The organism is Ancylobacter polymorphus (genome assembly GCF_030813495.1).
In the GTDB taxonomy this organism is placed as follows: Bacteria; Pseudomonadota; Alphaproteobacteria; order Rhizobiales; family Xanthobacteraceae; genus Ancylobacter; species Ancylobacter polymorphus.
This window is the reverse complement of record NZ_JAUSUI010000009.1, coordinates 58,327-70,495: the sequence shown is the minus strand read 5'-3', so window position 1 is coordinate 70,495 and position 12,169 is coordinate 58,327. Positions and strand designations below refer to the sequence as shown.

General features: G+C 67.7%; 10 protein-coding genes. 7 read left to right on the top strand and 3 right to left on the bottom strand.

Annotated elements, in window-relative coordinates; genetic code table 11:
- Positions 1-268: 268 nt before the first annotated feature.
- From J2S75_RS18730 to J2S75_RS18705, 6 genes are all read left to right on the top strand, one after another.
- On the top strand, positions 269-2,491 hold the full coding sequence (locus J2S75_RS18730; protein ID WP_307022148.1) for a polysaccharide biosynthesis tyrosine autokinase: 2,223 nt from the start codon (positions 269-271) through the stop codon (positions 2,489-2,491).
- Positions 2,481-3,146, top strand: coding sequence for a hypothetical protein (locus tag J2S75_RS18725; RefSeq protein WP_307022147.1), 666 nt, complete (start codon positions 2,481-2,483; stop codon positions 3,144-3,146). The genes J2S75_RS18730 and J2S75_RS18725 overlap by 11 nt, the downstream gene beginning before the upstream one ends.
- Before the next feature lie 182 nt (positions 3,147-3,328).
- Complete coding sequence (locus J2S75_RS18720; protein WP_307022146.1) at positions 3,329-3,940, top strand: hypothetical protein; 612 nt, start codon at positions 3,329-3,331, stop codon at positions 3,938-3,940.
- Positions 3,937-5,238 carry a YfaZ family outer membrane protein gene (locus J2S75_RS18715; RefSeq protein WP_307022145.1) on the top strand — a complete coding sequence of 434 codons (1,302 nt, stop codon included), beginning with the start codon at positions 3,937-3,939 and terminating at the stop codon, positions 5,236-5,238. Before J2S75_RS18720 ends, J2S75_RS18715 begins: the two co-directional genes overlap by 4 nt.
- An 87-nt stretch (positions 5,239-5,325) precedes the next feature.
- The gene (locus J2S75_RS18710; RefSeq protein ID WP_307022144.1) at positions 5,326-6,102 is read left to right on the top strand and encodes a metallophosphoesterase family protein; all 777 of its coding nucleotides are present in this window, start codon (positions 5,326-5,328) and stop codon (positions 6,100-6,102) included.
- The gene (locus J2S75_RS18705; RefSeq protein ID WP_307022143.1) at positions 6,099-7,595 is read left to right on the top strand and encodes an O-antigen ligase family protein; all 1,497 of its coding nucleotides are present in this window, start codon (positions 6,099-6,101) and stop codon (positions 7,593-7,595) included. Before J2S75_RS18710 ends, J2S75_RS18705 begins: the two co-directional genes overlap by 4 nt.
- 15 nt (positions 7,596-7,610) lie before the next feature.
- Here the strand turns inward: J2S75_RS18705 and J2S75_RS18700 are convergent, their stop codons facing one another.
- Genes J2S75_RS18700 through J2S75_RS18690 form a run of 3 tightly spaced genes read right to left on the bottom strand, consistent with a single transcriptional unit; the run spans position 7,611 to position 10,338 of the window.
- A complete protein-coding gene (locus tag J2S75_RS18700; protein WP_307022141.1) occupies positions 7,611-8,201 on the bottom strand; it encodes a polysaccharide biosynthesis/export family protein in 591 nt (196 codons plus the stop codon).
- A 37-nt stretch (positions 8,202-8,238) separates the two neighbouring features.
- The gene (locus J2S75_RS18695; protein ID WP_307022139.1) at positions 8,239-9,327 is read right to left on the bottom strand and encodes a glycosyltransferase; all 1,089 of its coding nucleotides are present in this window, start codon (positions 9,325-9,327) and stop codon (positions 8,239-8,241) included.
- A 42-nt stretch (positions 9,328-9,369) separates the two neighbouring features.
- Positions 9,370-10,338 (bottom strand): NAD-dependent epimerase/dehydratase family protein, encoded by a 969-nt coding sequence (locus tag J2S75_RS18690; protein WP_307022137.1) that lies wholly within the window; start codon positions 10,336-10,338, stop codon positions 9,370-9,372.
- Between the two features lie 383 nt (positions 10,339-10,721).
- On the opposite strand from J2S75_RS18690, the gene J2S75_RS18685 reads away from it, so the two are divergent.
- Positions 10,722-12,146: an exopolysaccharide biosynthesis polyprenyl glycosylphosphotransferase gene (locus tag J2S75_RS18685; RefSeq protein ID WP_307022135.1), complete on the top strand. Its 1,425-nt coding sequence runs from the start codon at positions 10,722-10,724 to the stop codon at positions 12,144-12,146.
- The last annotated feature ends 23 nt before the right edge of the window (positions 12,147-12,169 follow it).

Genomic DNA, 12,169 nt, shown 5'->3' with positions numbered 1-12,169 from the left:
GCACAATAGGCAGGCACCCCCCTCAATTCCACAGCAACGCGGCACAAAAGAGAGTTCTGACAAAGATTATAAATGTAATAAATTGAAGAGGCGCAGATGAGACGGATCCGCCGCAGCGCCCTCGGTCCGCTGCGGTGCGGAGGGCACGGGCCGCGTCTCTCTAGGCATACCCCACCGCTTTCATATAGTTGTTGCGGGCGGCAGCCTGCGCCGCCCGCCGCGCGGGCCTCGCAGGCCGCGATTGTTCGCCGTCTCTGGATGGGACCTGATGCACGGACAGATTAACCGAGCCCCGGCGGCGGAGGATGACGATCGCATCGATCTTCATCAGGTCGTGGACTTCCTTGTCCGCCGCCGCCTGCTGATCGGCTTCATCGCCGTGCTGACGATGGCGCTGGCGCTGGGCACGGCCTTGCTGCTCACCCCCCGCTACACCAGCACCGCCGAAATCCTGCTGGACCCCTCCTCGCGCTCGGTGCTGGGCGATCAGCTCAGCGGCATGGATGCCGCGTCGGTGGCGGCGGCCTCGAATATCGAGAACCAGATTTCCATCATCGAATCGCTCAACCTGCTGCGGCGGGTGGTGGAGAAGGAAAATCTGGTCGCCGATCCGGAATTCGGCAGCCAGGCGCCGGGGCGCTCCTGGCGCTCGGTGCTTTCCGGCCTGTTCGGCGGCAGCCGCGCGACCACCGAGCCGGAACGCCCCGCCGAGCCGGGCGCCGCCGCCATTCCCGACGATATACGCGCTTCCATCTACCGGCTGCGCGGCGCGCTGCTGGTCGAGCGCGTGGGGCGCTCCTACATCCTGCAGATCTCGGTCACCTCGACCGACCCCAATCGCGCGGCCCGTCTCGCCAATGCCGTTGCCGACGCCTTCATCGTCGACCAGCTGGAAACCCGCTTCGATGCCGCCCGCCGCGCCTCGGACTGGCTGAACGACCGGCTGCAGAAGCTGCGCGAGGCGCTGCGCCGCTCGGAAGAGGCGGTGTCGCAGTTCCGCACGGAGCATAATCTCGTCTCGGTCGGTGCCCGCTCGCTCAATGAGCAGCAGCTCTCCGAGATCAGCGCCGAACTGGTGCAGGTGGAGACGGAAGCGGCAGAGAAACAGGCCAAATACGAGCAGGCCAAGAAAATTCTCGACGAAGGCGGCAATCTCGCCACGCTGCCCGATGTCATCCGCTCCGGCGTGGTGACCAATCTGCGCGGACGCCACGCCGAGGTGAGCGGACGCGAGGCCGACCTCGTCACCCGCTATGGCGAGCGCCACCCGCTGGTGGTGAATGTCCGCGCGGAACGGCGGGAGATCGAGCGCCAGATCAGCGCCGAGATCAACCGCATCGTCGCCAATCTCGAAAACGACTACGATGTGGCCCGCACGCGTGCGGCGGCGATGGCGGCCAATGTCGCCGCCGCCTCGGGGCAGAACACCAGCGACAACGCGCTCGCGGTGAAGCTGCGCGAACTGGAGCGCGACGCCGCCGCCAACCGCACGCTCTACGAGACTTTCCTGAACCAGTCGAAGGTCACCTCCGAGCAATCGGAAATGGATATTCGCGACGCGCGGATCATCACCCCGGCGCTGGCGTCGGGCAGCCCCTCCTTCCCGCGCAAATCGCTGTTCCTCGCCGCCGGCACGGCGCTGGGACTGGTGCTCGGCATCGGGCTCGCCGCGCTGCTCGATCTGCTCAATGCCGGCTTCAGCAGCCCGCGCCAGCTGGAGGAGGCCACCGGCCTGCCGGTGCTGAGTTCGGTCGAGTGGGTGAACCTTGCCGAAGGCGAGAAGACCAGGGGCACCATCCCGGTGGTGGATTTCCTCGCCGCCAAGCCGCTCTCGCGCTTCAGCGAGTCCATCCGCAGCCTGCGGGCGGGGGTGCAGATGTCGGATGTCGACAACCCGCCCCGCGTCGTCGAGATCACCTCCGCCTCGCCCTCCGAAGGCAAGACCTCGATCGCGCTGGCCATGGCGGCCTCCGCCGCCAGCTCCGGCAAGCGGGTGGTGCTCGTCGACTGCGATCTGCGGCGGCCTTCCCTCACCCAGCAATTCGGCCTCGACGACAAGCCGGGCCTGGTGGAATGGCTGGCGCAGACCGCCGCGCCGGACGGGCTGCTGTACCGCCACGACGCCTCCGGCATCTTTGTGCTGGGCGCCGGCGGCAAGTCGCAGAACCCGCCCGACCTGCTGGGCTCGGCGCGGATGCAGCACCTCATCGAGCAGCTGCGGCAGAGCTTCGACCTCGTGGTGATGGACGCCCCGCCCATCGGCCCGGTGGTGGACGCCGCCGTCCTCGCGCCGGTGGTGGACAAGGTGCTGTTCGTCGTGCGCTGGAACGCCACGTCGCGCGAATTCGTGCGGGACGCGATCGAGCGCATTCCGGGCGAGCGCAAGATCTGCGGCATCGCGCTCAACATGATCGACCTGCGCGGGGCGCCGAAATATGGGCGCTATTCCTATCATTCCTCCGCCTATTACAAGAAATACTATGTCGGCTGAGGCGGAGCGGCGCCACGGCGGCGCAAGGGTGGGGCGCGCCGCGTTCTCGCTGGTGCTGATCGCCCTCGCCGGCGCCGTGCTGGTGAAAGGCGTCGCCTTCGCCCGGCTGGGTGCGATCGAGTGGGGCATCGAGCGCGATGCGGCCGCCGGCACCGCGGCGCCTGCTGCGCCCGCCCGCGCCGAGGAAGCGGCGCAGCTGCGCGCGGCCGTGGCGCCCTTCCTGGACGAAGCGGGGCTGCGCGACAAAGCGCGCCTTCTCAGCTTCCGCGCCGGGCGCCGCCTCGACCCGCCGGCGGCGAACGGAGTGGAGGAAATCGCGGCGGCGCTCGCGGTCGATCCCGTCGAGCCGGCCGCCTGGATGGACCTTGCCGAGCTGACCTGGCCCGCCCTCGCCCTTCGCCCGACGTCCATGGCCGCCTGGGACCTCTCGCGGCTCACCGGGCCCTACGAATATGCCGAGATGATGCGCCGGGCCCGGTTCCTCGCCCGGCGGTGGATGTTCGCCAGCCCCGAGAGCAAGCGCGCCCTCGCCTATGACATCGCCTTCCTGAGGCGCTTTCCGGACCCGTTCCTGCACTCCTGGCAGCAGCTGCTGGCCCCGCTTCCCGCCGCCCAGCGCCGGGTCTTCCTGGAGGAGGTGGGAGCCGCTCCCTGACGCCGCACCGCACCATCTCCCCTCCCCCCACACCACAGCACCGCACAGACGCTAGGTAAGCCGGCAACTATCGGATTCTCCAGCCGAAAAGGGCCTGGAATCGTCCGAAACCGTCTCGGGACGGGTGGCAGTGCAGCATGGGCTCTGGTATTTTGACCATGGGCAGCTGAGGCGGACGGGGCATGATCGGCAAAGCGGCGCGCATCCTGGCGGTGATGGCGACAGCGGGTGCTTTTGTGCCCGCCGCCGGCCTTTTGCTGCCCGGTCCCGCCCAGGCCGCGCTGTCTGCCGCCGAGCAGGCGGTTCTCAACGTGGTGGTCTCAGCCGAGGGAACATCGAGCGCGGCCGATCAGGTCAAGGCGATCATGAGCTCCGGCCTCAGCGGCCCGCAAAAGGCGCTGGCGCTGCAATGGCTGGCCGAAGGCGCCGCGACCGACACGCAGGTGGCCGCCATCGCCGCAGCGATCATCTCGGCCGCGGTCGAAGCTGGCGCCGCCGGCAATACCGGCGCGGTCGCCGTTCTCGGCACCGGCCTCGGCCAGGCCTATTCCGCTCTCAAGGGCGACGGGCGCAGCGGGGCGGCCGGCGCCATCCAGACGGCGGTGCAGGCCGCAACGGCGCAGCCGGGCGGCCAGGGCGGGCTTTCCAGCCAGATGGCGGCAGTGCTGACGGGCGCGTTCAACGCCGCGGCGGCCGGCACGCCGCGCAGCGCCGCCGGCTCGTCCGGCAGCGACACGCCGACCCCGGGGCAGACGGACAATCCCGTGACCCCAGCGACGCCGAGCCCCTCATGAGGATTCATCTCATAAGGGCTCTCTCCCGTGCCGCAGGCGTGCTCGGCCTCGCCGCCCTTGCCGTGCCCGGCGCGGCACCGGCCCAGGACGCGCCGCCAAGCACCCGCCAGGCCGTGGAAGTCGATCCGGCGCGGGCGGCGGTTCTCGACCGCCAGCCGGTGAACTATCTCCCGCTCGGCGTGCCCGTGGGCTCCTTCGTGCTGTTTCCGACGCTGAAGCTGGAAACCGGCTATGACACCAACATCACCGCCGCCAACAGCAACGAGAAGGAAAGCTGGCTCTTTACCGTCCGCCCGGCCTTCGACCTGCAGTCGGACTGGGCGCGCCATTTCCTCGCTTTCGACGGTTATTTCGAGAGCACGAGCTACGCCCGCTACAGCAGTGCGGACTATGAGAATTACGCCGCCGGTGCGCGCGGGCGCATCGATGTCAGCAGCGATTTCACCATTGGCGGCTATGCCCGCTACGCCCATCTCAACGAATTGCCGGGCGACGACGAGACCAATGTGAACAAGCTTGGCGACCCGCTTCCCTATGAACAGGTGACGGCCGGCGTCAATTTCGACAAACAGTTCAACCGCATGTGGGCGACGGGCGGCTTCGACTACCGCTACCGCGACTACGATGCCTGGCTGAACGGCCAGCCCTCCGACCAGGCCTATCGCAACGGCAGCGATTATAATCTCGCAGGTCGCCTCGGCTATGAGCTCAGCCCGCTCACCAGCCTGTTCGTCGGCGGGTCCTATCACTGGTACGAGATGCAGGACTCGGACTATAACGCCGCCGAGTACAGGGTCATCACCGGCATCAAGATCGAGCCGTCGCGCCTGACGCGCGGCGAGGCCTTCGTCGGCTACTACAACTGGGCCTCCGACAATGGCGACCTCTCCGGCAGTTCCGGCCTGACCTTCGGCGCCAATCTGCAATGGTTCGTGTCGCCGCTGCTCACCGCGACCTTCACCGCCGGCCAGCAGGTGATCACCTCGAACTATGAATTTGCCGGCATCAGCGGCTCGGCGGTGGTGAGTTCGTCCGCCGGGGTACGGCTCGACTACGAGTTCCGCCGCAACATCGTCATGTCAGGCTGGATCGACTATCTCAACCAGGATTATGACGAGTTCCCCCGCGTCGACAACCAGTATGTCATCGGCGCAGAACTGCGCTATTCCATCAACCGCTTCGCCACAGCGAAGGTCAATTATACCTATACGAACTTCGACACCAATTTCAACAACATCAACGGTGCCGAAGATTACGTCCGCAACCTCGTTCTCGCGGGCGTTACCCTGGCTTATTGAGGCCGGCCCGCCGCTTCCGGGCCGGCGCTTGTGCGCGCGCCGGCGGCTGGTAGGGTGCGCGGCGCGGCGCCGCCCACGGGCGGCCAGATGAGTCTCGGCCTCGGCATGTTGTTCTCCCGCTTCCGCGCGGCCTCGCGCCCACCCGCCCCGGCACGCGTTCCTGACGGGGCGCGTGTCTACGCCATTGGCGACATTCACGGGCGGGACGATCTGCTGCGCGCCCTGCTCGCCGCCATTGCCGCCGACAGAGCCAGCCATCCCGGCCCGTGCCATATCGTGTTTCTCGGCGACTATATCGACCGGGGGGAAGCCAGCGCGGCGGTGGTCGACCGGCTCGCCACGGGCAGGGACGACAGCCGCGACGGGTCATGGACCTGTTTGCGGGGCAATCATGAAGCCACCTTTCTGGCCGCCCTGGCGGGCGAGGCAGACTGGGAGCCCTGGCTGCGGATGGGCGGGGTGGAGACGCTGTTTTCCTATGGCGTCTCCGTGCGCGACATCACCGGCCCGGAGCGCGACGCGCAGCTGCGCGAGGCCGCGCTCGCCGCCATCCCGCCTGCGCATCTCGATTTTCTCCGCCAGCTGCCGGTCAGCCGCGCGATCGGCGACTATTTCTTCTGCCATGCCGGTATCCGGCCCGGCGTGCCGCTCGACCGGCAGACGCAAGAGGACCTGATCTGGATCCGCGACCCGTTTCTCCACTCCACGCGTGACCACGGCAAGCGTATCGTCCACGGCCATACGCCGGTCATGGCGGTGGAGATGCATGCCAACCGCATCAATGTCGACACCGGGGCCTATCTCACCCACCGCCTGTCCTGCATCGTGCTGGAAGGCGAGACGGCGCGGGTAATCCACACATGAGCCCGCCCGCCGCCTCCCGCAGCGCGCCCAGCATGTCGGGGCCCGGCGCATCCGGCGGGGCGCGCGGCTCGGGCTTTCTCGCCCGCCGCACCCGGGCGGAAACCTATAATGACCTCGTCTTTGCCGGCCTCGTTCTCGCCCTCGCCTGGGTGCCGTTTCTGCTCGGCAGCAACCGCCTCGTCGCCTGGGGCGCGAATTCCGCGCTGTTCGCCCTGCTGCTCATTGTGTTCGAAGCGGGGCGGCTGGTCAGCGGCGCCCGCCACCCCGTGGCGCCCCGGCGCCTGTGGTGGATGCTGCTTGGCGGAAGCGTGCTCGTCGGCTGGATCCTGTTCCAGCTCTCCCCCGTTGCGCCGCCGGGCTGGCAGAACCCGTTCTGGCAGATGACGGCGGACACCCTGCAGCCCCTGCCCGGCGCCGGTCCGGTGGCGGGTCGCATCTCGGTCACGCCGGATGCCGGGCTGCGCGGGCTGGTCGTGCTGCTCACCCATGGAATCGCGTTCTATCTCGCGCTCCAGCTTTGCCGCGACGGGCGGCGGGCAGACCTTTTCCTGCGCGCGCTGGTGGTGATCGCGGTCTTCTATGCCCTTTTCGGCCTGCTCCAGCACGCGCTGACACCGGACCTGCTGCTGTGGTTCGAAAAGAAGGCCTATGGCGGGCAGCTGACCTCCAGCTTCGTCAACAAGAACAGCTACGCCACCTATGCCGGCATCGGGCTGATCGCCACGATCGGCCTGCTGATCGATGTCTATCGCCGCGCGGGCGGGCGGCGCAGCCTGCCGCTGGCGGTGCGGGCGACGGCCTTCGTCGAGACCACGCTGCGCTCCGCCCTGCCGATCCTTGCCGGGGCCGCCCTCATCGGCGTCGCCCTCGTGCTCACCGTGTCGCGCGCGGGGTTCATTGCCGGCATGGGCGGGATTCTAACGCTCATGCTGCTGGCCTTGGCCTCCAGCCGCCGGCGCTGGCTGGTGCTGGTGCTCGCCACCCCGGTGCTGGCCGTGCTGTTCGCCACATTGGCACTGTTCGGCGACGATCTCGGCGAACGCTTCGCCTTGCCCGGCGCCCGCGATCCCCGCTGGGCGGTGGCGGCCCGCACGCTCGACGCGGTGCGCGACGCGCCGCTGACCGGCTTCGGCTATGGCAGTTTCGACCGCATGTTCGCGGTCTATCGCGGGGCGGAAGCCTTCTCGCCCTGGCATCACTGGGACAAGGCGCACAACACCTATATCGAACTGCTGTTCGAGCTCGGCATTCCCGCCACGCTCCTGCTCGCCGCCCTTGTAGCCACCCTGCTGGCGGTGACGCTCGCCAACATGCTGCGGCGCGAGAGCCCGCATCCGATCAGCCTCGTCGCGCTCGCGGCCAGCGTCACCGTGCTCTCGCATGCGGCGTTCGATTTCAGCCTGCAGATACAGGCGGTGGCGCTGACCTATTGGGCGATACTGGGTGCCGGGCTCGCCCAGAGCTGGAGCCGGCGCTTCGACACCGCCGAGTGAGCGGGCAAGACCCCGTCAGAACAGCCTCTCGCCCACCCGCACGATATCGCCGGGCAGCACCATGGTCGTCGTGGTGACGGGATAGGAATAGTCCTGCGTCTGGCCCGCCCGGCGAATGGTGACCGTGGTATCATTCGCCCGGTAGGTGAAGCCGCCCGCCACGGCGACGGCGCTCATGATGTTCATGCCGTTGCGATAGGGATATTCGCCGGGCTTGGCGACCTCGCCGATGATGTAGAACGGCCGGTACTGCAGGACCTCGATATTGACCCGGGGATCGCGCATGTAACCGCCGGCCAGCTTCTGCGTGATGGCGGTCTCCAGCCCATGCGCCGTCTCACCCTGCGCCTTGATGTTGCCGATCAGCGGCACGGAGATGAAGCCGCCGGAATTCACCTCGAACTCGCCCGACAGCGTCGGTTCGTTGAACACGGTGAGGCGCAGCTTGTCGCCGGTGCCGAGGACATATTCGGTGGCGGTGGCGGCGTCCGCCGCCGGCGGAGGCGCGCTCGGCGCCGTCGCGCAGCCCGCCAGCGACAGAAACAGCGGCACGACAAGGAGCATCAGCCCTGCGGGGCTCATGCGCTTCCAACGACCCACGCTCATCGCGTTCTCGCACTCCGTCTTCGCGACCGGGCCCACCCTATCGTGTCCCGGCAAGGCGTTCGTCAATGAAGGACTTGATCCGGCTCTCGAACCGCTCGCGGCCGAAACCGGCGACATGGGCGCGGTAATCCTCCGGCGCGCCATCCACCGCGCCCGCCTCGAAGCGCTGCACCGCATCAATGATGGCGTCGGCGGTCTGCTGGTGGAACAGCAGGCCGGTCTTGCCCTCGATCACCGTCTCCGTGGCCCCGCCGCGCCCGAAGGCCAGTACCGGGCGCCCGCTCGCCATCGCTTCCAGGGGGACGATGCCGAAATCCTCGACGCCGGGAAACACCAGCGCCCGGCAGCGCGCGAGATGGTGCGCCATCGCCGCGTCGCTGACCGGGCCGAGAAAGCGGATGCTGGGGCCCGCCCGGCGCCTCAGCGCCGCGTCGGCGCCCTCGCCGATGATATCGAGGCGACGCCCCATGCGGGTGAACGCCTCGATGGCCAGCTCGATCTTCTTGTAGGGGGTGATCTGACCGGCGCAAAGATAGGCCTCGCCGATGGCCTCCACCGGAGCGAAGCGGGCGAGATCGACCGGGGGATGGATGACCGTGGCCTCGCGCCGGTAGAACTTGGCGATGCGCTGCGCGACATAGGCGGAATTGGCGATGAAAGCGTCCACCCGCGCCGCCGTGGTCGCGTCCCATTGGCGCAGTCCCGGCCCGAACAGCGACATGGCGAGCCGGGTGAGCGGGCCGGAGGCGGCGCGGTATTGCGGCTCCAGGTCCCAGAGATAGCGCAAAGGCGAGTGGCAATAGCAGACATGCAGGCTGTCGGGGCGCGTCACCACGCCCTTGGCCGGGCCGGCCTCGCTGGAGATCACGAGGTCGTAGCCGGTGAGGTCGAGGCTCTCCAGCGCGTAGGGCATCAGCGGCAGCATCTTCTGGTAGTGCCGCCGCCCGCCAATGTGCTGCAGGAAGGAGGTGGTGATGCGGTGCCGCCGCAGCGTGTCGGAAAGCTGAGCCGGCTCGGCAACCAGGGTGAAGATGTCGGCTTCGGGATAGAGGCGGCAGAAGGATTCCAGCACCTTCTCCCCGCCCCGCATCCCGACCAGCCAATAATGAACCAGGGCGACCTTCATTATGTGTCGTCTTTCGCAGGGTACGGTGTCGGGGCGAGGCGGTCAGTTGAAGGCGCCGGCGGTCTCGTCCTTCCAGCGTTGCAGCGCCAGTGGAAGCTGCCCGCGCCGGGCGAGGCCGTGCGCGTCCAGCCAGCCCGGCACCACATCGGTCGAGCGCACCAGCTTCATGACACGCTCCGGGTGAATGCCGATGCCCGCGCCGGCCAGCGGCCTGAGGGCGCTCGCGGCGGCGAGCATCAGGGAACGGGGCATGGTCAACGTCCTCGCCCGCGGAAAATGCTGGGCGCGGAAGGTTTCGACGATGGTCTCCAGCGTGTAGCGGTCGGGATAGCAGCCATTGAACAGCAGCACGCGCTCATTCCGCGCGGCGGCGTGCAGCAGCGAGTCCACGAGGTCCTCGACATAGTAGCAGGCTTTGATCGTGTCCCGCCGCCCCGGATAGACAAAGAGCCCGCGCCGCAGCAAACCGGCCAGACGGGTGAAATTGCCCCCCTCGCCGGGACCGAAAATCACCGCCGGCCGGCAGATCACCAGACGCCGCTCCGCCGCTTCCGCCTGCCAGGCGCGGTGAACATCCTCCGCCATCGCTTTCGAGCGTCCATAGGCGGATTCAGGCGCGCGCCGCGAGGCTTCCGACTTCGTGTCCTCGCCAGGGCCATAGACCGAGATCGAACTGGTGAAAACGATCGTCCGCACCTTCCGGCGCCGGGCAAAGGCGCAGACTTCCAGCGCCCCGCTTATGTTGGTTTCGTAATATTCATGGTCGGCATGGCCCGGCGTGGTGTGGACCGCCGCGAGATTGAAGATCGTCGCCACCTCGCCATCGACGGAGAAGGCAGCGAGATCACGGACATCGCCCGTCAGATAGTCGACGCCGGGGACCGGGACTGTCGGCGGGCGAATATCGACGCTGATCAGCCGCGCGGGGCACGCCCGCGCCAGCCGCCGCAACAGGTGCGAGCCAATGAAGCCGGCCCCGCCGAAAACAATCGCCACCTCTCCTTGCGTCATGTCCTTCCCAGGCACCCCTTCACTATCCAGGGACTATCGAATTAAAAACGTTCTAAAATCGCATCAGTACGCATTAACCGTTTTGTTTGACAATGCCTCGTCCGACAGGCGCAAATTGCACCCAAAATGTTGCACGCCGACAACTCTATCTGCTATGCAAATACCATAGCAATAGAAGCGGCATAAGAAGCCTGACAGGTTGATCGCGCATAGGCTGGTCGGGCGCCACCGGCCTCTTGGCGAGGATGAGCGGTACGCGTTCCGGAACACCGTCGTTCAGCGGTCATGCCCGGCCGCGACAAAGCATGTGAACGGTTTATTTGCCGGCTGATGAGCGGTGATCGCCGCCCCATCGCGGCAAGCATTGCAGGGAAGGCAGCCGCATGGAGGTCCTCGGCGCTTATGGCGGCATCCGCGAGGCGGCCGCCAGCGTACCGCCGACGGAACCCGCGCCCGATCGGTTGACGCGCTACCGCGACTCCCTTCGCGTCTGCCTCACCGCCGGGCTCGCCGCCACCGACCTGCTCGCCCTCGCCGGCAGTTGCCTGGCCGGCGCGGCGCTGCGCCATGGCTCGCCCTTTGACGGCAATTGGCAGATCTTCTTCTTTCTGGCCCCTACCTATTTTCTGGCCGCGGTGAGCCTGCGGGCCTATGCGGTCCAAGCGGCGACCTCGCTCAGCCGCGCCCTCTCCGCCAGCTTCACTGCCCTGCTGATTACCGCCGGGCTGTTCCTCACCGCTCTTTTCGCGCTGAAAGTGGGCAGCCGGCTCTCGCGCCTCGAAATCGGCTACAGCTTCCTGCTGGCTTTCGCGCTGATCGGCATGGGCCGGATGATGGCCACCCTGCTGACGCGCAGCTGGCTTCTCCCCTTCGTAGCGCCGCGCCTGGTGGTCCTGACCGATCGACGCGACACAGAGGCGCCCGGAGGCGATGACCTGACGACCTATGTGGAGGTGGGCGGCGCCGGCCTGACGCCGCGCCGCGACGATCCCGCCTTCTTCGCCGCCCTCAGCGAGAGAATCGGCTATGCCGACCGCGTGGTCCTCGCCTTCTCGGACGCGCGCGAGCGGCTCGAATGGACCGAGGCGATGCGGCTGAGCGGCTTTGAAAGCGAGGTCGTGGTCGATCTCGGCGGGTTCGAGCCTCTGTCGCTGTCACGCTGGAACGAGCAGACGACCCTGCTGGTGTCGCGTGGCCCGCTCTCGCTCACCGAGCGTCTGACCAAGCGGGTGTTCGATCTCGCCGTGACCCTGCCTCTCCTCGTGGCGGCTGCCCCGACCATTGTCGCGGCCGCCCTGCTGGTGAAGCTCGACAGCCCTGGCCCGGCCTTCTTCGTGCAGGAACGGGTGGGGCGCAACAACCGTCCCTATCGCTGCTTCAAATTGCGGACGATGCGGCGCGAGGCGACCGACGCCACCGGTCAGGTTTCGGCCTCGCGCGGCGACGGCCGCGTCACCCGCGTCGGGCGTTTCCTGCGGCGTACCAGCATCGACGAGCTGCCGCAGCTTCTCAACGTGCTGATCGGCAATATGAGCCTGGTCGGGCCGCGTCCACATGCGCTGGGCTCCCGCGCGGAAGGCGCGCTGTTCTGGGAACTGGTTCCCGATTACTGGAGCCGCCATGCGGTGAAACCGGGCCTGACCGGCCTCGCCCAGATCCGCGGTCTGCGCGGTGCGACGCAGAGCCGCCGGGACATTGAGGCCCGCGTGGCCGCAGACCTCGAATACATCAATAACTGGTCGCTCTGGATGGATGTTAAGGTGCTGCTGCTTACCGTCCGCGTCATCATCCACCGCAATGCCCATTGAGCCGATGCCCCCGCCTGTTCCGT